This window comes from Methylophaga nitratireducenticrescens (assembly GCF_000260985.4).
GTDB lineage: Bacteria > Pseudomonadota > Gammaproteobacteria > Nitrosococcales > Methylophagaceae > Methylophaga > Methylophaga nitratireducenticrescens.
In genome coordinates, this window is the sequence record NC_017857.3 from 1,913,442 (window position 1) to 1,938,258 (window position 24,817).

22 protein-coding genes and 1 tRNA gene are annotated in these 24,817 nt (G+C 43.7%); 15 read left to right on the forward strand and 8 right to left on the reverse strand.

The genetic code is table 11. From position 1 onward, the window contains the following. Positions 1-106: 106 nt before the first annotated feature. The 7 genes from Q7A_RS09125 to Q7A_RS09155 all read left to right on the forward strand — a co-directional run bounded on the left by Q7A_RS09125 (position 107) and on the right by Q7A_RS09155 (position 4,236). Positions 107-994, forward strand: a complete 888-nt coding sequence (locus Q7A_RS09125; protein ID WP_014707061.1) for a hypothetical protein — start codon at positions 107-109, stop codon at positions 992-994. Between the two features lie 415 nt (positions 995-1,409). Then, positions 1,410-2,069 carry a hypothetical protein gene (locus Q7A_RS09130; RefSeq protein WP_014707062.1) on the forward strand — a complete coding sequence of 220 codons (660 nt, stop codon included), beginning with the start codon at positions 1,410-1,412 and terminating at the stop codon, positions 2,067-2,069. 29 nt (positions 2,070-2,098) lie between these two features. Beyond that, positions 2,099-2,395, forward strand: a complete 297-nt coding sequence (locus Q7A_RS09135; RefSeq protein ID WP_014707063.1) for a hypothetical protein — start codon at positions 2,099-2,101, stop codon at positions 2,393-2,395. Between the two features lie 141 nt (positions 2,396-2,536). Continuing rightward, entirely contained in the window at positions 2,537-3,157 is a 621-nt protein-coding gene (locus Q7A_RS09140) for a hypothetical protein (protein ID WP_041354486.1), read from the forward strand. A 91-nt stretch (positions 3,158-3,248) separates the two neighbouring features. Continuing rightward, positions 3,249-3,644, forward strand: a complete 396-nt coding sequence (locus tag Q7A_RS09145) for a tetratricopeptide repeat protein (protein WP_041354487.1) — start codon at positions 3,249-3,251, stop codon at positions 3,642-3,644. Between the two features lie 8 nt (positions 3,645-3,652). Next, positions 3,653-3,859 (forward strand): AbrB/MazE/SpoVT family DNA-binding domain-containing protein, encoded by a 207-nt coding sequence (locus Q7A_RS09150; protein ID WP_041354488.1) that lies wholly within the window; start codon positions 3,653-3,655, stop codon positions 3,857-3,859. Beyond that, the gene (locus Q7A_RS09155) at positions 3,856-4,236 is read left to right on the forward strand and encodes a type II toxin-antitoxin system VapC family toxin (RefSeq protein WP_014707066.1); all 381 of its coding nucleotides are present in this window, start codon (positions 3,856-3,858) and stop codon (positions 4,234-4,236) included. Before Q7A_RS09150 ends, Q7A_RS09155 begins: the two co-directional genes overlap by 4 nt. A 105-nt stretch (positions 4,237-4,341) precedes the next feature. Here the strand turns inward: Q7A_RS09155 and Q7A_RS09160 are convergent, their stop codons facing one another. Both Q7A_RS09160 and Q7A_RS09165 read right to left on the reverse strand, forming a co-directional pair. Further along, a complete protein-coding gene (locus Q7A_RS09160; RefSeq protein WP_041354489.1) occupies positions 4,342-4,566 on the reverse strand; it encodes a DUF2798 domain-containing protein in 225 nt (74 codons plus the stop codon). Between the two features lie 35 nt (positions 4,567-4,601). Then, entirely contained in the window at positions 4,602-5,093 is a 492-nt protein-coding gene (locus Q7A_RS09165) for a DUF2938 domain-containing protein (RefSeq protein WP_041354490.1), read from the reverse strand. 79 nt (positions 5,094-5,172) lie between these two features. On the opposite strand from Q7A_RS09165, the gene Q7A_RS09170 reads away from it, so the two are divergent. Next, entirely contained in the window at positions 5,173-5,631 is a 459-nt protein-coding gene (locus Q7A_RS09170; RefSeq protein WP_014707068.1) for a helix-turn-helix domain-containing protein, read from the forward strand. 163 nt (positions 5,632-5,794) lie between these two features. On the opposite strand, the gene Q7A_RS09175 is transcribed toward Q7A_RS09170, so the two are convergent. Next, positions 5,795-6,775 (reverse strand): LLM class flavin-dependent oxidoreductase, encoded by a 981-nt coding sequence (locus tag Q7A_RS09175; protein WP_014707069.1) that lies wholly within the window; start codon positions 6,773-6,775, stop codon positions 5,795-5,797. A 496-nt stretch (positions 6,776-7,271) separates the two neighbouring features. Between Q7A_RS09175 and Q7A_RS09180 the strand changes: the two genes are divergently transcribed. Next, on the forward strand, positions 7,272-9,011 hold the full coding sequence (locus Q7A_RS09180; RefSeq protein WP_014707070.1) for a protein adenylyltransferase SelO: 1,740 nt from the start codon (positions 7,272-7,274) through the stop codon (positions 9,009-9,011). A gap of 674 nt (positions 9,012-9,685) precedes the next feature. Here the strand turns inward: Q7A_RS09180 and Q7A_RS09190 are convergent. Further along, a tRNA-Ser gene (locus Q7A_RS09190) sits at positions 9,686-9,776 on the reverse strand. 154 nt (positions 9,777-9,930) lie between these two features. On the opposite strand from Q7A_RS09190, the gene Q7A_RS09195 reads away from it, so the two are divergent. The 3 genes from Q7A_RS09195 (at position 9,931) to Q7A_RS09205 (ending at position 12,720) form a co-directional block, all read left to right on the forward strand. After that, the gene (locus Q7A_RS09195) at positions 9,931-10,602 is read left to right on the forward strand and encodes a Bax inhibitor-1/YccA family protein (protein ID WP_014707071.1); all 672 of its coding nucleotides are present in this window, start codon (positions 9,931-9,933) and stop codon (positions 10,600-10,602) included. A 278-nt stretch (positions 10,603-10,880) separates the two neighbouring features. Further along, complete coding sequence (moaA, locus tag Q7A_RS09200) at positions 10,881-11,888, forward strand: GTP 3',8-cyclase MoaA (protein ID WP_041354495.1); 1,008 nt, start codon at positions 10,881-10,883, stop codon at positions 11,886-11,888. Next, the gene (locus Q7A_RS09205) at positions 11,881-12,720 is read left to right on the forward strand and encodes a formate dehydrogenase accessory sulfurtransferase FdhD (RefSeq protein WP_014707074.1); all 840 of its coding nucleotides are present in this window, start codon (positions 11,881-11,883) and stop codon (positions 12,718-12,720) included. Before moaA ends, Q7A_RS09205 begins: the two co-directional genes overlap by 8 nt. Positions 12,721-12,927: 207 nt before the next feature. Here the strand turns inward: Q7A_RS09205 and Q7A_RS09210 are convergent, their stop codons facing one another. The 4 genes from Q7A_RS09210 to exaC form a co-directional block, all read right to left on the reverse strand. Beyond that, on the reverse strand, positions 12,928-13,338 hold the full coding sequence (locus tag Q7A_RS09210) for a MazG nucleotide pyrophosphohydrolase domain-containing protein (protein WP_014707075.1): 411 nt from the start codon (positions 13,336-13,338) through the stop codon (positions 12,928-12,930). Beyond that, the gene (locus Q7A_RS09215) at positions 13,338-13,742 is read right to left on the reverse strand and encodes an RNA-binding S4 domain-containing protein (RefSeq protein WP_014707076.1); all 405 of its coding nucleotides are present in this window, start codon (positions 13,740-13,742) and stop codon (positions 13,338-13,340) included. The genes Q7A_RS09210 and Q7A_RS09215 overlap by 1 nt, the downstream gene beginning before the upstream one ends. Next, on the reverse strand, positions 13,742-15,703 hold the full coding sequence (gene acs / locus Q7A_RS09220) for an acetate--CoA ligase (protein WP_014707077.1): 1,962 nt from the start codon (positions 15,701-15,703) through the stop codon (positions 13,742-13,744). The genes Q7A_RS09215 and acs overlap by 1 nt, the downstream gene beginning before the upstream one ends. Before the next feature lie 136 nt (positions 15,704-15,839). Further along, positions 15,840-17,360: an acetaldehyde dehydrogenase ExaC gene (gene exaC, locus Q7A_RS09225; RefSeq protein WP_014707078.1), complete on the reverse strand. Its 1,521-nt coding sequence runs from the start codon at positions 17,358-17,360 to the stop codon at positions 15,840-15,842. A gap of 262 nt (positions 17,361-17,622) precedes the next feature. On the opposite strand from exaC, the gene Q7A_RS09230 reads away from it, so the two are divergent. The 3 genes from Q7A_RS09230 to Q7A_RS09240 all read left to right on the forward strand — a co-directional run bounded on the left by Q7A_RS09230 (position 17,623) and on the right by Q7A_RS09240 (position 24,758). After that, positions 17,623-18,549, forward strand: a complete 927-nt coding sequence (locus tag Q7A_RS09230; protein ID WP_041354497.1) for a helix-turn-helix domain-containing protein — start codon at positions 17,623-17,625, stop codon at positions 18,547-18,549. 444 nt (positions 18,550-18,993) lie between these two features. After that, on the forward strand, positions 18,994-20,706 hold the full coding sequence (locus Q7A_RS09235; protein WP_238595896.1) for an autotransporter assembly complex protein TamA: 1,713 nt from the start codon (positions 18,994-18,996) through the stop codon (positions 20,704-20,706). Continuing rightward, positions 20,703-24,758, forward strand: a complete 4,056-nt coding sequence (locus Q7A_RS09240; protein ID WP_041354499.1) for a translocation/assembly module TamB domain-containing protein — start codon at positions 20,703-20,705, stop codon at positions 24,756-24,758. Before Q7A_RS09235 ends, Q7A_RS09240 begins: the two co-directional genes overlap by 4 nt. The last annotated feature ends 59 nt before the right edge of the window (positions 24,759-24,817 follow it).

Genomic DNA, 24,817 nt, shown 5'->3' on the forward strand with positions numbered 1-24,817 from the left:
GGATGAAACTGCTCAAATAGCATTAACGGATAAAAATGCTGAAGAAACTCTTGCATCAATAAATCGAGATACCTCAGATACAAATCGCGTTCTGGAAAGACCGGATATGGAGGCTTTACAAGAGAGAGCACAGCAGGAACAAGATGATGGAATGCTTTTATATACAACCTTATCCGCGGTTTTAGAAAGAGCGTATAAAAGTGGTACCGCACCCAAAAGAGTTGTTCTGCAAAAATGCGATCCTGGAGGTGCAAATTGCACTAAGGTTAAGCAGGATGGGATTGAGGTTTTGATTAAAAGTGGCAAAGTTTATATTTTTAATCAAGGTATTCTAAATAATGAGGAGGAGGCTCTTACTAATGCAGCACAACAAGCCTCTGATGAGCAAAATGCCCAAGGAGTTTATGTGATTATTAATCCCTATACTGGCGATGTAGTCAGTGAATTGCTTTATGCGGGGTGGGATAAGTTAAATGAATTATTAGGGGGTGTATTACCTATCAGCAATGCCTCCCAAGCCAATTTAGATATTCGTAATTTGATAGCAAAAACAAATGCTCAACGAGCCGAACAAGGATTAGCTCCTGTAGTCATTGATGAAATAAATCATTCTAGAGGTAGTCTGACCAGTAGTAACGCAACTGCACAGCAACGTAATAATCAGCAAATAAATGTGCCGCTAAACAGCGTCACATTTAATGGCGCAGCTGCTAACGCTCAGAACATGGCTAACATGGTCGATCAAGTGACGAGTGGAAAAGGCATAGTGCAGCAATCTACGCATGTAGATGACTGGATAGGAAATGTGATTGGCAATAATCCATCAACAGGTGGTGTAGATGGTACGGGGATCGGTTCACACAGTTCTTATCGTGGCAATCAGCAACTTAATCCCACTAATAGTCAACATCAAGAAAAAATTGATCGAGATAATAAGTTCTGGGGAAATGATAGTAAGAGTGAACCCGTAGTTGTTATACCTGAATCTAAGTAGTGAGATAAACCAAAATGAACCGTTTTTTTTATACCTTAACTAACTTATCAATTCTTTCATTACTATTTTCTGGTTGTGTGAGTAATGTATTTTCGCCTCCAAAATACCCTCAAGATTATTGGCATAAATCCGGATACTCATTTCAAATGATAATAGAAGCTAACAAGTCCTGTGGCACCGATACAGAAGAGAATGCAATTTGCATGATCAATAATGGTTTTAATTACCTTGATCCAAATAAGACATGCAAAGAACCACGGAATAACAATAAAACAGCTTGTCAGTCACTTGAAAAATATCAAGACAGGTAAGTTTGTTACGCATCACATATATGAATTGATAAAATATCCCGCTTGTTAATCTCTTCAAAACAGAGAGTTACCATCTAATTAATTTACATTTCAAGGAGTTAGAAATGTCATTGCCTTATTTTCATATAATTCTGATTTTTGGATTGTTTTCAGCGTCACTTTCGGCAAGCGATTCAGATGGCAACCCTTTTGCAGTTGTTGGCGAACAAGTTAACCATCAAATCCCCGACGGATGGGAGCTGGCTTGGATGAGTGGGGAGTCAGATGGCCGTTTTTTTGTTGAATATATTCCTGCTGACGAGGAAATCAACTCTTGGCATTCTGGTTATTTGTTAATTGAAAGAATTCCTTTGCCATCAGCTGAGGCTTTAGAAGAAATCCGTAGCATGAAAACGACCTTGCCAGAAATGGCGTTGCATCATTTTATAGAGCAAGCCAAGACAGGTTGTAGGGGAGAGCATAAAGAAATATCTCGAAGCGTAAACAAATTTAATGACATTTTATTTGCCATGAGTGGCGGTTTTTGTAGTCGTTACGAAAACTCAGCACCATATGGTGAAGGTGCATTTGTTGCTTTTTTAGAAGGTCATCACAATATTTTTCGGATTCAATACGCATGTCGCCCGACATCAGATAATAATAAAAACAATCTTTCAACTTGGGGAATCACGCCCGACATGGCGGAAAAATTCTTGAACGCAATCAAATCAACAACTCTCTGTGGGAGCGAAAATCAACCAGTTTGCCAAATTAAATACCAATAACTCTCTAACTGTATAAGGAAATTCTTGTTATGAAAAACTCTCAGCACCCTTTGTTTGCATTAATTATTAGTTTATCTGGCTGTAGCGTTATGCCGCATATCAATTGTGAAAAAGCCCAAAAAGTCAGTGTCGGCATGTCAGAAAAAGAGGTGGTTAGGTTGATGGGGGACCCCTATGTGGTTCAGATAAATATGCAAAACGGAAAGCACGAGAAAGTGTTTGGTTGGCAAGATCAGGAATCAATTGCCGCATCGAAGAATTTGCTACGTGTGAAAGTCTCCACCGATGGACATATCTCAGAAGTTTCAGGTAACTGTGGGGAGTAAACACTTGGCAAATAACGTTCATATTTCGTAAAAAGCACATCATCAGCTGCGAATGACCCCCTGCGAACTAGAAAGTAATTAATTGCAAAAAAAGAGTTATGAAAAAAACAGCAAACTTTTATTTTGATGTAAGGACAAATCATGAAAAAAACTATTCTAAGGCTTACTCTTGCCACCCTTCTTTATAGCCTTGTTACAGGCTGTTACACATCTACTAAATCATCTGCCCAAAAACGGCCGCATCCTTACGCTGACCAGATGACAGCAATCATGAAAATGACCGATTCAACGGAGATGTATTTTCTTGAAGTAGACAGCCCAGGCAACTTGATATCAGAAAAACTCATGTTGGCAACGTTCGAAATGGGCCAGTCAACGGTGGCGATAGACCAGCTTGTTCAATTGCTCTCCACAGATACAGAGCTTTCAGTTGGTATTTTAGGTAAAAGTCAGACACTCAATGTTGCAACGGTAAAAAATGCATTGATAAAAACTGAAGGCAAGCCAGTTGCTGCAACTACTATCGTTTTGGTGGCTAATAAAAAACAGCAAGAAATATTAGGCAATGTGAATCCCCATCAAGACGTTAAATTGGTCTATGTCGATAAGGAATTGCTTCCAGAAGTCTCCTCTTCATGGCACTCAACAGACCACACCGAAGAATATCCCGACAGAGCAACACAACTACAACGGGATGTGCAAAATCAGAGCAATCACGAGATGAGTGATCTCTTGCGTAACACATATCCAAAAACTAGATGAGAACGATTAGTAAACTCTCAATTGAGTATCTATTTGCAATAAATTTAAGGATAAAAAATGCATTTACTAAAAATATTTCTAGTTTTGTTGCATGTTATTAATTCTCTCAAGCATGAGCTGTGCGACTGTTTCCTCTCAACAACAACTAAATTATGAGGGTAATAAAGCATACCTTTCTGGGCATTATCAGGAAGCACTTCGACGTTATGAAAAAACGCTGGAGGCGGCAAATAAAAATAAAGACCAGCAATATATTGCTATTGGAATGTATGGTTTGGGAAGAACAAATATTAAGCTTTGTAGATTGGATGAAGCTGAAAAATGGTTGAAACAATCCATTATTGTTCGTGAAAAGGTGGCTGATAAAAGAATCAAGGGGTCAGCCAACTTGATTTATTGTGAGGCCAACGGCCTCATTAAAACGCTGTTATGTGTCTTGACCACTTTTATCGATAAAGGTATCGTAATACCAAATTCTAATCGATAGGTATTACCGTGACTTTAGTAACTGTTTCACCCAAGTATCAAATTGTTATTCCTAAAGAAATTCGTGAATCCATGGGGATTGTGTCTGGTCAAAAAGTTCAGATAATGTCTTACCAAGGGCGAATTGAGGTGATTCCTCTCAAACCCATGAAGAAAATGAGAGGCTTCCTGAAAGGAATTGAAACTACCGTACACAGGGAAGAAGATCGGATATGAATGTCGTAGATTCGTCGGCTTGGTTGTCGTACTTCGCCAGCGATAGCAATGCCACAGTATTTGCCGAACCAATTGAAAATCAGTCCGAGTTACTGGTTCCAAGCATCACAATCACGGAAGTTTTCAAGAATGTATTGCGTCAGCGTGGAGAAGAAGCTGCCTTGATTGTCACTGCTCATATGGAACAGGGCACGGTAATCCCCCTGGGTTCAGAACTAGCGAAGGATGCTGCCAAATTAGGTGTTCTCCATAAACTACCGCTGGCCGATAGCATTATTTTTGCCACTGCTCAGAAGTATTCCGCAGTAATCTGGACTCAAGATAACGACTTCGAGGGTTTAGCGAATGTCAGATACATTTCCAAGAAAAACACATAACAAGGCACTGCTTTCGGACAACGTTTCCACAGCGTACGGTGCTAGACCGCCGGCTATCTAATTTTGCGGCGGCCATTGAAGCTAGTTGGAATATTAACTTCGGATTTATGCAGTCAATCGTCCGACTATTCGTCGCACCCAAGGGGCTACAATCGCGACCGCTGAGAAAGCTATTGGCCATGTCGTTATACAGCTTTTGACCCACTGTGCAGCAAACTCGGAATGAATACCTTGTGAGATTGCAAGAACGAAGGCGGATACGATGCAGACCATGATTGCCGAGAGCAGGGCGCTGAATAAAATTGGAGCAAAACGATCGGGAATACGCATTTTATTCTCCTGTGTATAGTTTACTAAGCTGACTTTTATATTGAGAAAGAAAGTTTTACTGCCAAGCCTGATGCATATAAGCCAAGACCAAAAATTGTATGTGTTATCAGGCTCTGAATTCGGGCAGAGGCTGGGTGTTGCGTACGAGAGGCGGCGATGCCGGCCCCCATACCTGGTTGCATTAACAAGAAGGGCGCTGCAACTGTGCCTATACCAACTGCGAGTGCGGGACCAATCGTAGGATTGTGAATCCATGACTCTCCCCAGATACCAATTAGTAAGGCAGCAAAGGCAGTGCCTATTAGGTAGTGGGCTGCCCACCCTATGATGTGCTCTTCGCATATGGGAGAAGATGCCGCAATAGAGTCATGACGAAATTGCCCGTGAGCTAGGTAAACTATCCAGCGGCCCACTAATCCATAGTTTGGAGACGGGATTCCTAGCAGTGGCTTGCGAACAATACCCCACAAGTCCATCACGGCAGTAGCTCCAATACCGATTAATACAATGAATAGCAGATTGTTCATAACTCTCTCCTTTGCTTGTTTGAATTTAGAACTGATGCTAGCTTACAACTTCAAGTCGACTTGAGGTCAAGGGGTATTTATGGATATTTCTGAAGTAGCCAAACGTTCTGGCGTGCCGGCATCCACGTTGCGCTACTACGAGGAGAAAGGAATAATCAGCTCCATTGGTAGGCAAGGGTTACGGCGGGTTTTCAACGCCGACATATTGGAGCGACTGGCGTTGATTGCACTGGGGCGTGCTGCGGGGTTTTCACTAGATGAAATTGCCCGCATGATTGGGTCTAAAGGAAACCCAAATATTGACAGAGAGTTGCTGGTGAGTAAGGCAGATGAACTGGATAGAAACATTAAAAAGCTGATAGCGATGCGCGATGGTCTTCGACATGCCGCCGTTTGTTCTGCGCCAAGTCATATGGAATGCCCGAAGTTTCGACGTCTGCTTGGATTAGCTGCATATGGAGCGATTAGTAGTGAAGGCCAGGAAAATCTGTCACAAAAGCGGCGCTCTAACAAAGCGTTACACCGGACAAGCCGGTGAAGGAAATCAACGAAATCAAGGGGTCGAAATCAAGGGGTCAGCCAACTTGATTTATTCTGTATCTCTTTCTGCAAACACATCAGAAGGTAAGCTTTTTTTAGTCCCTATACCAATCAGTGTTGGTGGGGACAAATAATTTGCCTGGCCAAGACTTCGGAGCTATTCAAGCCATTGCCTGAGCTGTAATTTCGATTGAACGTTGCCGCTTTGGGGTATCAAAGATGTCTGAGACGATCATTAACTCATCGGCTTCAGTTTTCTCGATAAGATTTTGCAAACCGTTTTGAACTGTCTCATGGCTTCCAATGACACTGCAATCCAGCATTTGTCCTGCCTGGGCTTTTTCCTGAGGAGACCAGTAGGTTTCTATATCCTCGATAGGTGGCTGCATCAAGCCGCGAGTACCTCGAAAGAGGTCAGTAAAGGACATTTGCTGTGATGTTGCCAGGTAGCGAGCTTCCTTGTCAGTATCAGCCGCGATCACATTGACTCCGACCATTGCGTATGGCTTATCCAGTTGTGCCGAAGGTTTGAAATTCATCCGATAGACCTCAAGTGCCTGATAAAGCGCTTGTGGGGCAAAATGAGAGGCGAAACCATAAGGTAATCCCAGCATCGCCGCCAGTTGTGCACCAAATAGGCTGGAACCCAATATCCAAATAGGCACATTACTTCCCGAACCGGGTACTGCCTCTATTTGTTGAGCGGCGTCTTTGGGTGCAAGATAAGCCTGTAATTCCTGTACATCTTGCGGGAATTTTTCAGCGTTGGCTGGATCTCTACGCAAAGCACGTAAGGTCATTTGGTCGGTGCCAGGAGCGCGGCCCAAACCAAGATCAATACGGCCGGGAAATAGCGCTTCCAATGTCCCAAACTGCTCAGCAATTATATATGGCGCGTGATTAGGCAGCATGATTCCACCGGATCCCACGCGGATGGTATTTGTCCCAGCAGCGATATGGCCAATGACAATGGCGGTGGCGGCTGTTGTGACACCAGGCATATTATGATGCTCAGCTACCCATATGCGTTTGTATCCCAGACGCTCAGCATGCTGGGCATATTTCCGGGCATCATTAAGTGCCGTTCTTCGGTCAGAGCCTTGGCGTACACGGCCAAGTTCAAGAATAGATAGTGGAATCATATGGAACTACACCTTATTTTGTGTTGTTGTCACTTTCTAGGCTAACTTTTGGGATTAGGTTTGTAAGAGTCCTTAGAACCTAAACCTAACGACTAAATATCAATGGCAAGCAGAAATGTTGCACCTATAAACTACGAAAATATCTGCGTAAAATGTGTTTAAAAATATAGTCTTTTTTTAAATTTGATCTTTCGCTCTAAGCAATCTGTCACCTAACCCATCTCTAATTTTGTCTACGGTTCAACCTATAAATTCAAGAAATAGTGGCTCACTAACTCTGGTGAGAGAATTTCTATTCTATTATGGAGAAGTGGCAAGAAAAGCTAAGCACTAACATGAGTAACAGCTGTCAGAGAGGCAAATCCTCAAGAGACAATCAGAAAGTGATCCAAAGTTATGCTCAAAGTGTTGATCTGTAATCGGACAAGCTGCCGATACAATTGATTAATCAGCGGTCAAGCAGCTTTTTCCTCACCTTAACAGGAGCCCGATGGTAATGCGACTACACCAGCAAACCGACGCTATGGAAACAATCTCCAATCTCGATAATCTTGCAAAGTTGGTAAGTTACTCGTTTATGGACACGCTCAATGCTGATCCTGACGCGACATCAACTGGAGCTGACCATTTACCACGACAAGTCTTTTCGGGCCATTATGTTCCTGTCAGTCCAACGCCACTCGAAAATCCCGAGTACGTGGCACATAGTAGAAACCTGTTTCGCGAACTGGGCTTCGCTGATAGTTTGGCTGAGTCGGCCGACTTCATGCGTGTCTTCTCCGGCAATCTTGCAAACGTTCCGGAGCCGATGCGTAAGGTTGGTTGGGCGTGTGGCTATGCACTGTCCATTTATGGTACCGAATACACCCAGCAATGTCCTTTTCAGACCGGTAACGGATACGGCGATGGTCGTGCTATTTCGGTGCTAGAGGCCGTCATCAATGGTCATCGTTGGGAAATGCAGTTAAAAGGTGGGGGCCGGACGCCATACTGCCGCGGCGCAGATGGACGCGCTGTTTTGCGGTCGAGTGTACGAGAGTTTCTGGCTCAGGAGAATATGCATGCGCTAGGGGTGCCAACCTCAAGGTCTTTGAGTCTGTACGTTTCTAAAACGGAGAAAGTAAGACGTCCATGGTACTCAGAAGGCTCACGCTCGAAGGACCCGGATACGATTATATTGGAGCCAGCAGCTATCTCGACGCGGGTCGCACCCTCTTTCATTCGGGTTGGCCAAATTGAGCTTTTCGGTCGCCGTGCTCGAAAGAATGAACACCCACAAGCAATGGAAGAGCTGGAGCAGATAGTCTTGCACCTGATCGATCGTGAGTATGGTGACGTCATCGATCAAAACCTGAGCACCCCCGAAAAAGTATTGATGCTTGCTCGTGAGTACCAAAACCGATTTACATCTCTTATTGCGAATTGGATCCGTGTCGGCTATTGCCAAGGTAACTTCAACAGCGATAATTGTGCTGCCGGTGGATTCACACTCGACTACGGTCCATTTGGATTCTGCGAAATGTTTGATCCGTACTATCAGCCATGGACGGGGGGAGGAAAGCATTTCGCATTTTTGAATCAACCTGTTGCAGCGGAAAAAAACTTTCAGATGTTTTGTATAGCATTGCGTCCGTTACTGACTTCGCATCAGGACAGTTTGCGACAGCTCGACGAGATTAAAAGCAGCTTCGCATCCGTAATGCAGGTGCAAATGGAGAAAATGTGGGCAGCCAAACTTGGGCTGGATACTTTTAATGAGGAGTTGTTTAGTGAGCTTGTATCGCTGATGATGCAAACATCGGTTGATTACACCATTTTCTTTCGCGAACTCTCTTTAGTACCTGACGATATCGGGCCACTCAAAAAAAGCTTTTACCAGAACCCGACCTATAATCTAGACCTCGAACGGATAAATAATCACTGGGCAGAATGGCTCACAAAATGGAAAGCGCTTATCGTTAAGGCCAACACGACAGATACTCATCCGTTTTCTCATGACGAGCTCTCCAGCAATATGAAACTGGTCAATCCAAAATACAGTTTGCGTGAGTGGTTAGTTGTGCCTGCTTATCAGCAAGCGAAAGAGGGGAACTACTCACTAATTCGAAAGCTGCAAGAAGTCATGACAAATCCATACGACGAGCAATCGAAAGAGGTAGAGGAGAAGTTTTACAGGCTCAAGCCACCAGCGTTTTTTGAGGTTGGCGGGCTATCGTATTACAGCTGCTCGTCCTGATTTTATGAAAAATCCTCAAGGGAATAGCTACTGGCACGATCTGTAAAAGGGTCAATACATCTATGGTGCAGAAGGGCGAAAATTCGAAGCGAAAAGGGCTTTAGTACTGCTTTGCTTCAGGTTAATGCGCCGGTAAAAATGATGTGACTAATATGATTTTCCTTAAATAACTTGGGTATGGAAATGCAAAGATTATTACGGAAAATATTCATCAAAGGTGTAAGAGAACGTTCAGCAGTGAAGGTAGGATTGTCTCAGCACTTTTACAAAATCATCATTATGGTTTTGTGTTTGCTCGCATTTCAGATCGAGATAATTGCTCGGTTTTCGTTGAACTTGTTACCAACGAGTGGTGACATTTTCTTTTTATTTGGCATCGTAGTGATAGGAATCATCATGTATATCGATTTTCAGATGATTAAATCCAGGATGGAAATGCACATGACTTTAAGGCAAGTTCTGCGTTATAGAAGAAGATGCGCATAAGTTTAATTGCAACTCGTTCCCATGCTCATGCGTGGATAGGCAAAGACAGAACTAGAAGGTGTCAGTTTAAAAAGGGTTTGTTCAGATACGACGATATAGTCTGAAACATTTCCTAAATACACAACAGCTAAAATCGTAATTACCAAACCCCAGATACAAAAAAACGGACCGAAGTCCGTTAGTTTGTTTGGCGGAGGGACAGGGATTCGAACCCTGGGTAGGCTATAAACCCACGCCGGTTTTCAAGACCGGTGCATTCAACCGCTCTGCCATCCCTCCAAGACGCGGCATATTACTAGGAATGACTTGTTCTGACAACAGTGAAAGCAAAATTTATATTGCTATTGCCATTTAGAACTTATCCGGTAGGATGATGTCCATTGGATGAACTACCTATCATCAATACTTTACTGAGTAATGGAGAAATAAACTGATGAACTACGATACACAATCAACAGTTGTACGTTCGCGCGAGTCTGCGCTGCAAACCAACAAGTTATTGCGTAACACCTATGTACTCCTGGCAATGACGCTGGGTTTTAGTGCGCTGACTGCTGGGATATCAATGGCCTTAAACCTGCCACATCCAGGCATTATCATTACACTAATTGGTTACTTCGGCTTGTTGTTCCTGACAGCTAAATTGCGCAACAGCGTTTGGGGTATTGCCTCAGTATTCGCGCTGACGGGTTTTATGGGGCTGACACTGGGACCAATCGTTAATGCTTATCTGGGATTGCCCAATGGCCCACAGATTGTTATGCAGGCTCTGGGCGCAACAGGGATTGTCTTTTTAGGCTTATCTGCTTACGCGATTAAATCTGAAAAAGACTTCAGCTTTATGGGTGGTTTCCTGTTTGTCGGTATCCTGGTGGCTTTCCTGGCGGGTCTGGCAGCGTTCTTCTTTAATATGCCAGGTTTGTCTCTGGCCGTATCTGCAATGTTTGTGCTATTGATGTCTGGTTTGATTCTTTATGAAACCAGCAACATCATTCATGGTGGTGAAACGAACTACATCATGGCAACCATCACGTTGTATGTCAGTATTTACAATCTGTTCACCAGCCTTCTGCATTTAATTGGTGCATTCTCAGGTGACGATTGATTTGACCTTCAGTTAATTTGACCCATGCAAGCCCCTGCAAAGGGGCTTGTTTGTATCTGGAGTAATCGAATAAAAAATCTGCGGTATGTAGCCAGAACATTACGCATTATAATTAGTCTGTTTATATAGTGATTACTTCGTTATACCTGGGTTCGCAGGCATTGTTTTGTAATGGCCAGGCAGTCAATGTGAAGGTTTATGCGTACTAGGCTTTTCTACTACAGGTAATTCATACGATTTTTCTCATAATAGGGCGTAGTTAGCGCATAATAGATATCATGAAACAGACACTCTCACAATTAATCGATAATTTCGGGCGACACGTCACCTATATACGCATGTCGATCACTGATCGTTGTGATTTCCGTTGCGTGTATTGCATGGATGAAGAAATGACTTTCATGCCACGCGAACAGTTGCTTACGCTGGAAGAGATTGCCTTTCTGGTAAGAGCCTTTTGTGAATTAGGCGTGGAAAAAGTCCGTATCACCGGTGGCGAACCGTTAGTGCGTCGCAACGTCGATTGGTTGATAGAGCAAATTGGCGCGTTAAAGCACACCACATCGCTTAAAGAACTGAACTTAACCACCAACGGCTCCCAGTTACCCAAGTACGCTGAAAAGCTGGCTGCAGCCGGTATGGATCGCATTAACATCAGTCTGGACTCCTTGAATAGTAATCGTTTTCGTGAATTAACCCGAACTGGTGATTTAAAGCAGGTTTTGGCTGGAATAGCCGCAGCCAAACAGGCTGGTTTTGAGCGTATAAAACTTAATACAGTGATTATGAAAGGTCGAAACGAGGATGAGATTGTCGATCTGGCTCAGTTTGCCATTGATAACGATCTGGATATTTCCTATATCGAAGAAATGCCCTTAGGGCAGGTAACCCACAATCGCGATGAGAGCTTTTGTAGCAGTGATGAAGTATTGGATACATTACAAAAGCATTTTGACTTGCAAAGTTCTATTGCTAATACCGGCGGACCTTCTCGTTATTTCAAAGTCGCTGGCACTAACAGCAAAATAGGTTTTATTTCCCCGCATAGCCATAATTTCTGTGAAAGCTGTAATCGTGTTCGAGTAACGACTGAAGGCCGTTTACTATTGTGCTTAGGTCAAGAACATTCAATGGACCTGCGTGAAGTCATTCGTCGCTACCCAGGCGATGCCGACAAACTGAAACAAGCTATTATCCAGTCGATGGCCATCAAACCTAAAGGCCATGATTTTAACATCAAGGCCGAACCAATTCTCTTCAGGCATATGAGCGTGACCGGTGGCTAGATATTTACCTGAAATGACCAATAATGGGATTAATCGTTTGCAAACCACTATTGTTTCAGACGAGTTTGGTGAACACCGCGAGGTATCATTAACTGGTGAACGGCCGTTGACCATTTACCTGGATAACCGTGAGATTGTGACGCTGATGACGCTTGGTGCTCAGCCAGAGTTACTGACACTAGGTTATTTACGTAACCAAAGTCTGGTGGATGAATTAACCCATATCAAATCTATTCAGGTAGATTGGGATGTTGAGGCTGTTGCTGTCACCACGCATCAACAAAAAAATAATCTTGATTCACTTATGTCCAGACGCATTTCCACCAGCGGTTGTGGACAGGGCACTATGTTTGCTCATGTGATGGATTCGTTGTCTGAGTTGAAACTGCAATGCCCCGTTTTCAACGCACAATTTATTTATGACGTTTTACATGCTTTGAACGAATATAACGAAATTTATAAACAGGCTGGGGCAGTGCACGGCTGTGCTTTGTGTCAACAAAATAAAGTGTTATGTTTTGTTGAAGATGTAGGCAGGCATAATGCGGTTGATGCCATTTCAGGTTGGATGTGGCTGAATGAAATTAAAGGTAACGATAAAGTGTTTTATACCACTGGTCGTCTGACGTCAGAAATGGTTATTAAAGTCGCCCAAATGCAGGTACCTTTACTTTTATCTCGCAGTGGGGTGACGGAAATGGGATTGAGCATTGCACAGGATATTGGAATTGGTATGATCGCTCGGGCGAAAGGTAAACATTTTCTGGTTTATACTGGTCAAGAGCAATTTGAAACCAATACTTCATTATTAGGTGCTTCCGCTGGAAAATAATCATCAAACAACAAACTAACGTTTACCCACCGGGCAGAGGCCCGTATTTGAACCCGGATAGCCAGTTACAAACGACAAGTTAGAGTGTGATTTTTGATGGCGATAATGGCAGTGATACCCTGAGGTTTTTTATTAACAGCACTTATCGGGTGTTCTCGTTGGTTATGATATTGTTGTTATTTTTTATCAATACGTTTCTTGTTATTTCTAATGTTGTTTCTCGATTAGTTTCGCCTTATCCCACAGTGCGTCAAGCTCATCTAATGAAGCCGCTTGCAATGATTTTCCCTGTTGGTTTATCTGCGTTTCAATAAATTGAAAACGGCGGAGAAACTTTTGATTACATTGCTGGATGGCTTGTTCAGGATCGACGTCTAAGTGTCTGGCAAGATTGGTAATGGCAAATAACAAATCGCCGATTTCTTCCTGTAATTTCATTGGATCAGCTTCATCCAATTCAGCAGCAACCTCATCCAGTTCTTCATGAATTTTGGCAATTACCCCATCAATATTCGGCCAGTCAAATCCAATACTGGCAGCTGTTTTTTGCAATTCAACAGCATAGTGAAGAGATAAAAGCTGTTTATTTGCAGCATTAAGCAAGGAAGATTTAGCCATTAGTCGCCACGGGTAAATTTAATAATATGCCGACGATCGCGTTTACTTGGCCGACCTTTTTGATCACGAAAACCTAATGGTTCGTTTTTGATTTGTTCGCGTAATAATTCGCGCTTTTCACGGCTTTCCGGTGTTTCCTGATATAGCAACTGGGCTTCGCTGGCCGGACGGCGTTGTTTTTTCAAAGCTAAAACATCAATAACATATTCATAAGGTGGTTGTGAAATGGTTAATTGATCACCAGGACGGATTGTTCGGCTGGGTTTGGCGCGTTGACCATTTGCATGCACTTTTCCACCATTAATGGCTTCAACAGCCAGGCTGCGGGTTTTATAAAACCGCGCAGCCCAAAGCCATTTATCCAGCCGCTGATTTTCCTGGCTTTCGATTTCGGCTTTCGCCATCAAGCCTTACCTTGCAACTGCAATAAAATGCCTTCGTTTTCCAGCGTTGAAGTGTCTTGGGTGATCTCTTCACCCTTGGCAATGGCTCGTAGTAAACGACGCATTATTTTACCGCTGCGGGTTTTGGGGAGATTATCGGAATAACGAATTTCATCTGGTTTGGCGATAGGTCCGATTTGTTCGGCTACCCATGCTCTTAATTCATTAGTCATGTCTTCATCAACGCCGCCTTCAGGACGTTCGCCTTTTAAAACGACATAAGCAAATACCGACTCACCTTTAACTTCATGCGGTTTACCGACTACTGCAGCCTCAGCAACAGATTCATGAGCAACTAATGCCGATTCAATTTCCATGGTACCAAGACGGTGACCTGAAACATTTAGCACATCATCAATACGCCCCATGATCCAGAAGTATCCTTCCTCATCAATACGAGCACTGTCACCCGCCAAATAGTATTTGCCATCGAAATAGGGCCAATAAGTATCTTTATAACGTTGATCATCTCCCCAGATAGTTTGAATCATGGCCGGCCAGGGTTTGCGAATCACCAGAAAACCGCCTTGATTGGGACCAAGCGCTTCTCCTTGTTCATTGACCACTGCCGCATCAATACCGGGCAGGGCACGAGTGCATGAACCTGGTTTGGTGACTGTAACGGCGGGAACTGGCGCAATCATATGAGCTCCAGTTTCTGTCTGCCACCAGGTATCTACAATCGGACAACGTTCCTGACCAATAACCCTGTGATACCACATCCAGGCTTCTGGATTGATTGGCTCACCGACTGTGCCCAATAAACGCAGATGGGAGAGATCATAGCGCTGTGGAATTTCATCGCCTGCTTTCATCAAGGCACGAATCGCTGTTGGAGCGGTATAGAAAATAGTGACATGATGACGTGCACAGACATCCCAAAAACGTCCAGCATCCGGCACAGTTGGCACACCTTCATAAATGATCATTGTCGCGCCGACCGCCAAAGGCCCATAAGCAACATAAGTATGACCGGTAACCCAGCCAACATCTGCAGTACACCAGAAAACATCCTTTTCCTGAATATCAAACACCCAGCGCATGGTGTTAATGGCATTCAAAAGGTAACCGGCTGATGAATGTTGAATACCTTTTGGTTTACCAGTCGAGCCAGATGTGTAGAGTAAAAAGAGCGGATCCGAAGCATTCATTGGTTCGGGTTCACATTCTGCTGATTGCTCCTGTTCAGCATCATGCCACCAGATATCCCGGCCATCCTGCATGTTTATATCATTATTACAACGTTGAAAAACGATAACGGTTTCAACACTCTTGCAGCCTTTGCTCAATGCCTGATCAGCAGTATTTTTTAGCGGAATAATTTTGCCACCACGATGTCCGCCATCGGCTGTAATGACCAGTTTAGCCTGTGTATCTTCAACGCGGTCTTTCAATGCTTCAGCTGAAAAACCACCAAAGACCACTGAATGGATAGCACCAATTCGCGCACATGCCTGCATTGCGACTACGGCTTCAGTAACCATCGGCATATAAATAATGACGCGATCACCTTTTTTAATACCTTGTTTTTTTAACGCATTAGCAAACACGCAGACTTTCTCGTAAAGCACTTGATAAGTAATGTGTTGGATATCGCCGGGTTCACCTTCAAAAATAATGGCAGTCTTGTTTGCGTTATCTTTTAATTGTCTATCAAGGCAGTTATATGAAACATTCAATTCACCGTCAGCAAACCATTTATAAAAAGGGGCATTGCTGTCATCCAATGTTTTACTGAAAGGCTTAATCCAATCGAGTTCCTGTTTCGCCAAATCACCCCAAAATGCCTCATAATCCTCTGATGCTTTAACATAAAGTGCATCAAGCTTTTTATGATTTAACGCAGAATTTTTACAAAAGCTTTCACTCGGAGGGAAATGCCGATTTTCATGAAGAGTTGATTCAATATTATTCTGAGCCATAAATACCTAACCTTATAATTCTCTCTTTTTGTTTTTTGAGTATAGCCCGCCGCCACAGTTAAAAGTAGTCAGCATACAATAAAAAACTCTCCCGAAAGCAAAGCTTAGGGGAGAGTTAGGTTGTTAGAACGGGGTTTTAGAAGAAACCGAGAGGACTGGTGCTGTAACTGACCAATAGATTTTTGGTTTGTTGATAGTGTTCCAGAGCAATTTTATGGGTTTCACGACCCACACCGGATTTTTTATAACCACCAAATGCAGCATGAGCAGGGTAATGATGGTAGCAGTTAGTCCAAACGCGACCGGCTTGAATAGCGCGGCCCATACGATAGGCCAGATTCATATCCCGGGTCCATAAACCGGCGCCCAGACCAAATTCGGTGTCGTTGGCAATTTCCAGTGCTTCAGCTTCATCTTTAAAAGTGGTCACTGAGACGACAGGTCCAAAAATTTCTTCCTGGAAAATACGCATTTTGTTATGGCCTTTCATCAACGTTGGTTCGATATAAAAACCATTATTGAATTCAGGACCTAATTGTTCTACACCACCACCCATTAGCAGTTGAGCGCCTTCCTGTTTACCAATTTCAACATAGCTGAGGATTTTGTCGAACTGCTCCTGTGATGCCTGTGCGCCAACTTGGGTTTCGGTATCAAGCGGGTTACCACGCTTGATCAGCTTGGCACGTTCCATGACCACAGCAATGAATTCGTCGTAGATGCTTTCCTGGATAACAGCACGGGAAGGACAGGTACAAACTTCACCCTGGTTGAAAAACGCCAGTACCATGCCTTCAGCACATTTATTAATGTAATCCTGTTCTTGCTGCATGATGTCTTCAAAGAAAACGTTTGGTGATTTACCGCCCAGTTCTACTGTTGAAGGAATAATGTTTTCAGCTGCGTATTTCATGATCAACGAGCCAACAGGTGTTGAGCCAGTAAATGCAATTTTGGCAATACGTTTGCTAGTACCGAGCGCTTGACCAGCTTCGCGGCCAAAACCATTAACAATATTTAATGTTCCGGCAGGCAATATGTCTGCAATCAATTCTGCAAGAATCAGGATTGACACCGGTGTTTGTTCAGCCGGTTTCATAACAATGCAGTTGCCTGCAGCTAAAGCCGGCGCCAGTTTCCATGCTGCCATTAATAATGGGAAGTTCCACGGAATGATTTGACCGACTACGCCTAGCGGTTCGTGGAAATGATAGGCCACAGTATTTTCATCAATTTCACCCATGGTGCCATCCTGTGCACGCAAGCAACCAGCGAAATAACGAAAATGATCAGCTGCTAAAGGAATATCGGCATTCAATGTTTCACGGACAGCTTTACCGTTATCCCATGTTTCAGCAACGGCCAGTTTTTCAAGATTCGCTTCAATACGATCTGCAATTTTTAACAGGATATTACTGCGATCCTGTACAGAGGTTTTACCCCATGCCTCACGTGCTGCATGTGCGGCATCCAGAGCCAATTCGATATCGGCTTCACCTGAGCGAGGTATTTCACAAATTACTTCGCCGGTTACTGGAGTGATGTTATTAAAGTATTCGCCTTTAACAGGGGCAATCCACTCACCACCAATAAAATTTTCATAACGTGGTTTAAATGAGATCACTGACTCTGGTGTTCCTGGTTTTGCGTAAATCATAATTCTCTCTCTTGTTGTTGGGATGTTTTCAAATATCCAGCATAAGACCTATAGTAAATAAACTACTTGACTCGTATTCTTAATTACTTGACTGTCAGTCCATAGATGACAAAAAAGTTAACACAATGTTCAATAATCTTGCTATCAATGTGTAAAAATCCCGGCAAGTGTGATGAATAAATATTACGGCAAAAAGTTCAATCACTTGACTAAAAGTCATTAACGGTCACACAATCAAACATTATTTATCAATGGTTATATTATGGACCTGAAGACCTTCACATCAAGTAGTCGACGAGAAAACCGTCAGTTGTTGATAGAAAATAAAGTGACGTTCAATGGTCCAGAAACAGAATTGAGTATTTACGATACTTATCACACTTCTACCGGCGTGGCACTCAATGCAGATCACCTATTGTATTGCGGAATGGTCAGTGGTCGTAAAGTGATGCATGATCATTACAATGCAACGGGCGAATTATTCGTACCACACGAGTCTTATGTTATGCCTCCAGGTGAACAGGTTGAAATTGATTTTCCTGATGCCAATGAGCAGCAACCAACTACCTGTTTGACTATCGAAATTTCCAGAGAGCGTATTGAAGCTATTTCCAGCCGCATGCGGGATTTGGTAAAAACAGATGTGCCTGAATATAACTGGGAATATCAACCTCGTATTATTCATAAACATCACACTCAGGATACTCAGCAATTGCTGGAAAAAATGGTTTCATTTTTTATTCGCAATGATCCCGATAAAGAAATGATGGTCGATTTGGGCGTTTCTGAGTTGGTGATAAGGCTACTACGTGAGCAAGGTCGTGAAGTATTACTGAGTTATTGCAAGCAGGCGCCGGATACCAATGGGATTACCGCTGTACTTCATACACTGGAGCAAAATCTATCAGAACCTCTCGACATTGATAAACTCTGTCGCCAAGCCTGCATGAGCCGGAGCCGTTTGTATGTTGAGTTTAAAAAACAACTAGGCTGTACGCCAGGCGAGTTTCATCAGCAGGTTCGACTAAAATCAGCCGCTGATGCGATACGAGGTGGTCAGAGTATCACTGAGGCTTGTTATAACTACGGTTTTAATGATTTGAGTCACTTCAGTCGACGCTTCAGTCATTTTTTTGGTTGTTCACCAAGTGCTTTTCGAAAAGAAAATCTGCCAGACCCAACTGATTAGGGCTTATTGATCTTTCATATCCACCACTGCTGGGACTATTTTTGTGTCCGGCAAGGCGGAAAGCACGCAGTGTAGCCATCCTGCATAAGTGATTGACAAAATGAACCTGGAACGCATTTGAATAGCTTAGCTGACCACGTAGCGGTGATATACAGGGATGTATTTCATACAACACAGGCGGGTGCAAAAATAGGTTGTGACTGAAAAAGCGCCACTCGGCGCTCCTCGTGCCTTGATTGACGCTTTTTCAGCTCACAACAGAGGCGGAGATGAAAGATCAACAAGCCCTAATAACCTGCGTTAAGAACGCTGTCGTGTTGAAACTGTCATAATGAATGTCACTAACTAGATGCATTCACTTTTACACTCTTCGTAAATCATGACAGAAACTCTATGCCGTTATGCCCAAAACTTTTCTATAGCAGAATCATCCTGGCGTTTTTTTTGTGTTTATTTCAACCCTTTATGGTTTGGGCTGACACCGAAAAAAATATCAAGATCGAGCTTGAGGGTATAGAAAAGGACTGGAGTGAAACCATAGTAAATGGTTTGAGTATCAATCGGCAGAAAAACAGTCCGCGATTGGATTCCCGCAGTGTTCAGCGCTTACATGAACAGGCCGTTGAAGAATTGAAGCATATGCTTACCGTGTATGGTTATTATTCCCCCGAAGTTGCAGCCGAGTTAACCGAAACAGATGAAAATAATTGGTTAGCCAAATATAAAATTGATCTTGGTCAGCCAATTATCATTCGCCAGATTGATGCCGCAGTGGAGGGGGATGCCAAGACGGATCCAGCCTTTACCAAAATACTCAATAAACTGCCGCTAAAGATTGGGGACCATTTTGATCATCAGAGTTATGAAAATACCAAAAAAGCCTTTTTGAGACTTGCAGCTGAGCGTGGTTATTTTGACGGTGCGTTTGCCTGTAGCAAAGTCAGTGTCGATATAGAAGCCGAAGCTGCCGATATTTGTCTGGTATACGACTCAAAGCAACGCTATCAATTCGGTGACATTGAATTTCCCGATACCGTTGTCAATGCAAATCTACTTGAGGCTATGACACCAATTGAACCCGGCGAGCCCTTCGATGCCAATAAATTACTCAGGCTGCGAAATAATTTACAAAACAGTGGTTACTTCGCCACGGTCTCAGCCCAGGCGATGACATCTGTTCGTGAAAAGGCAGAAGTGCCGATAGACGTTTCGCTGAATGAAAATCTTAAGCATCGCTATAGCGCAGGTATCGGATATGGTACGGATACAGGCGCCAGAATGAGTCTGGGCTGGCAGAACCGGTACGTGAATGAGCGTGGACACAGACTCTCGGTTGAAAGCCGTCTATCGCAGATTGCCACTCGGGTTGGGGCTGATTACCAGATGCCATTCTGGAGTGAAAATATTGATACGGTGGGTTTCAATACAGAATATAAACAAGAAGATACTGATACCAGTGAAAGTCGATCCATAGCTGTTGGGACTTATTACAACCGAATGCGTTGGGGCTGGGAAGAAACCGGTAGCATCAAGTTTTTAAATGAAAGTTTTGATGTGTCTGACGAATCAGCTTCCACTTCATTACTGATTCCCGGTATTGCGTATGCAAGAACCTGGGCAGATGACACACTTTATACCCGCCAGGGTGGACGAGTCAGTTTGGAACTAAGTGGTGCGGCTGAAGGTATTTTATCTGATATCAGTTTTAGTCAGATCGTCGTCCGTGGTAAATATATCCAGGGGTTTGGTGAGTCAAACCGAATTATCACCCGTGCGACAGTTGGTGCAACAGAGGTCAATGACTTTTCACAATTACCCAGCTCTCTACGTTTCTTTGCTGGTGGTGATAACAGCATTCGTGGTTTTGATTATGAATTATTGGGTCCGGAAAATGATCTGGATGAAGTCATTGGGGGGCGTTATCTGGCGGTAGGGAGTGTCGAATATGAACATATGTTTGTTAGAAACTGGGGCGCTGCAATTTTTACTGATTTTGGTAACGCATTCAATAGTTGGTCTGATCCAATAGAGTATAGTGTGGGTGTAGGCATTCGCTGGCGTTCACCAGTTGGCTTGATTCGTGTTGATATAGCCAATGGGATTTCAGATGAAGACAAGCCTTTCGGTTTGCATATCGTGATAGGGCCTGATTTGTGATAAAACGCGCATTATGGATAATCGCAATTGTATTGCTACTGGTTGTTCCAGCAGCAATGTATTGGTTATTGATGACAAAGTCCGGTTTTAACACCGCACTCAATTTCACTCAGCAATCTCTTCCAGCACTGTCGATTGATGAAGCAAGTGGCCGGCTTTATGACGGCATTTATCTGCAAGGTGTCTCGTATGAACCTGAAGAGGGTGATGCGTTTTATATAAAAAGTATTGATGCTCGCTGGCAGTTATGGTCGTTGCTTTCCAGCCGTTTGATTATTAATCAGTTACATATCGACCGGTTGCAAATTAAACAAAAAGATGGGCTGGATGAAGAAGTTACCGCAGATGAAGACTTTACGGTGCCGGATATCAGTCTTCCATTGGCAATTCATTTACGTTCTTTCCGAATAACACATGCAGAACGGCTTAGTCCTCAAGGCGATATAACGCCATTGTTCGATCGTTTTGATACGTCATTACGGGTGAACTACGATCGGTTAATTCTTTCATCATTACGACTGAATCGGGATGTTCTGGCGTTTACTTTGCTCGGCGACGTCAACCTGAGCTCTCCACATGCTACCAATCTGAACTATGGCGCCCGTCTTAATGATCCGGAATTAGGGCTTATTTCTGCTACCGGGACGATTACCGGTGATTTGCAGCAAATGACGTTACGTCAGCAACTGGGCGAACCGTTCGCTTCTGAGCAAACCTTGATGGTGCGTAATATTCTTGATGATTTGGATTGGCGATTGACGGCTGAAAGCGGAATGCTGCCATTATCACGCATCCTGAACAATGAAATTGGAGATCTGACAGCATTAAATCTGAATGCCAAAGGTACGTTGGATAGTGCTAAGGCAGAGCTCGATTTTCAGTTGCAAGGCTCTGAGACGTTAAATCCACCTGTAGCGGCCAGTTTAAGTGTCAATTCCAACGATTTGCAAAGTTGGCGGGTAGATCTGATGACGGCAATCAGTCAGAACAGTTTTGCCGAATTGCATGGAAACATCTTCATTGCAGAAGATCCCATGGAAAGTGTTTTTTCCATTGACGGCAGCTGGTCAGAATTACAATGGCCCTGGCAGACAGATGCTGAACTGCTGGTAGGGAAGGCTTCTGGTGAATTTTCCGTTGATGGTACTTTGCAGGACTATCGTTTAATCCTCAGTAGTTCTTTGCAGGCCATGGAACAGGAATGGAATATAACCTCTTACCTACTTGGGGATATGCATAAGGCCTCGATAAGCTCTCTTGAAATCAAGTCGGCGTTAGGTCAACTAGACGTCAGTGGCGATTTGAGCTGGCAGCCGGAGTTAGCTTATCAATTGGGTGGCGAATGGAAAAACCTGCAGCTTCCTGCCAGTTTAACCGGCGTGCCGGTAGAAAGTTATATCGGGCAATTTAAGCTTGATGGAGAGAAACAGCTTTTTAATTTAACAGTTGACTCGGATTTTATTGTCGATGAGATTCCGCTCATTCTCAATCTGGTAGCAACTAGTCCGGAAACAGGCATAACGGATGTTCGGGCCGATACCAAAATAGCTGATGGCGGGGCAGGATTCAGTGGCCGTATTAATTGGAAAGAAAAGCTTGCAGTTGATGGCAAACTGACATTGAGACAGCTTGATCCTGCTGCCTTCGCTGCAGAGTGGCCCGGGCTGATTAGTGGTCAGGTTCAGGTAACGTTTCAGGATAAAGGTGAAAACGAGTTTCATGCCAGTGTGCAGGAATTACATTTAAATGGCCTGTTACGTGATCGTAATTTCTCACTGGACAGTAATCTGCAAGCAGTAAATACCGATATCGATATCGAAAATCTGCAGTTGAATCTGGGTGATTCGCAATTGTCATTAAACGGCAAAGTAGAGAAACAACTGGACCTGAGTTGGAGTTTGTCATCCCCCAATCTGCAGGATTTTCATCCCGAATTATTTGGCACGCTGAGTGGAAAAGGGCAACTTTACGGTGAGCTGGCCAAATTAAAATTAAATGCCAATCTCGACGGTTCAGCTATCCGTTGGGCGGATGAGCTGACTGTAGGGTCTATTTCAGCAGATGCCCAGGTGGATCTGACGGATAATCAGCAAAGTAAACTTAATATTCAATCCACGGCGATTACGATTGCACAGCAGAATATCGACTCCATTGATTTGAGTCTGAATGGCAAGCTTGACCAACATCAACTGGCGCTGGAGATTCAATCCGAAATCGGCACATTATCCAGTCTGTTGCAAGGCAGCCTGGATAAAGATGACCAATGGTCTGGGCAATTGCAGTCAATGACCGTTACCAATGATATCGCTGGCGACTGGCAGTTACGTGAGCCGGGAGCGATTCAATTATCAGCCGGTAAACAGATTGTTTCACAACACTGCTGGCAATCTTCTGAGCAGGCACAACTTTGTTTACAGGGTGAAAATACCGCAGATGGTGCACAAACATTAATTGAAATAAATCAGTTGTCGGTGGCGACTTTCAAGCCTTTAATAGAGAACTACGCTGCATTATCAGGTGAAATTTCCGGTAACCTCCAATTAGCCATGCAAACCGGGGGCGATATTACCGGGACGGGTAATTTATCGCTGAATGATGGCATATTAAAACTGCAGTCTGAAGGGATAAGCCAGCAGCAACCGATTGCATTTAATGCGGTTGATCTACGCTATCAGCTGACGGCAGAAGAAAGCATGGTTGCCATCACCATTGAGCCGGACATTGCCGGGGTAGAGCCTATTGAAGCCAGATTGCAAACCGCACCAATCAAAACGGTAATGGTGGCACCCATGGATACGCCAGTCACATTGCAATTGCAGAACTCTATTGAAGACCTTGCCTCATTAAATCTGGAAACGCTGGCCTTTGATGAACTGGCAGGCAAGCTGGAACTTCATGTTGATATGGAGGGCACTTTCAATCAGCCTGAATTAACGACTGCTATCAGTTTGCGTGATGGCCAGATATTTCTGGTCGATATGGGGATTACCCTGACCGAAATTAATGCCGACATCAATGGTGATCCTTTATCCGGCTTGAAAATATTATTACAGGCTCAGTCAGCAGAAGGTCAGTTGGAAGTGGCTGGTGACTTCACAATGACCGATTCTGATTGGTTGCTGGATGCGACGATTAAGGGGGACAAATTAGAATTAATGAACCTGCCTGAGGCCTATGTGATTGCCTCCCCGGATTTAACGCTGAGAATTACTCCTGAAACGGCCAAAATCGGCGGTAAAGTAACAATACCTACTGCTGATCTGGCACCCATGGATTTTAATACTACTGTTTCAGCCAGCCCGGATGTTGTCGTGGTTGGACAGGATACGACAGAAGAGAAAATGCGTTTAGCCACTGATGTTGATGTGACGGTTGAACTGGGTGAAAACGTCTTGATTCGTGCCCTGGGTTTTAACGGTCGTCTCGCAGGTGATTTACGAATTTATGGCGAAGCCGGAGAGCTATTATTAGGCGATGGCGAAATTACTGTTCACGACGGTATTTATGCTGCCTATGGTCGCGAATTAAAAATTAATAACGGCAAAGTGCGATTTGCTGGAACGGCCATTGATAATCCCGATCTGGATATTAAAGCAGTTCGCACAGGCACAGATTATGAAGCGGGTATTCATATCACCGGACCAGCCAACAATCCACAAGCCACATTATTTTCAAACCCATCCATGAGCCAGGAAGATGTACTGTCGTATATTGTGTTGGGACGACCATTAGGGCAGGCAAGTGCTGCTGATGCGGCGATGTTGGCCTCAGCTGCCACCAATCTGGGGATTTCCAATGGCAATGCTGTCAGTGAAAAGATTGCCAGCACCTTTGGTCTGGATACTGTTGAGTTCACTGGAGAAAGTCCGGATAACGCCGCCGTGCAAATTGGCAAATATCTGTCGCCTAAACTTTATTTAGGCTATGGCATTGGTATTTTTGAGCCGGTCAGCACCGTTCAATTGCGTTATACATTAAGTAAAATATGGACCTTGCAAGCCGAGTCCGGCACCCAAAGTGGTGTGGATCTACTGTATATCTACGAACGATAAAAAAGCCCTGTAAACACAGGGCTTTTGGGACCGACCTTTACTCAGTATGAGGTGAGTCT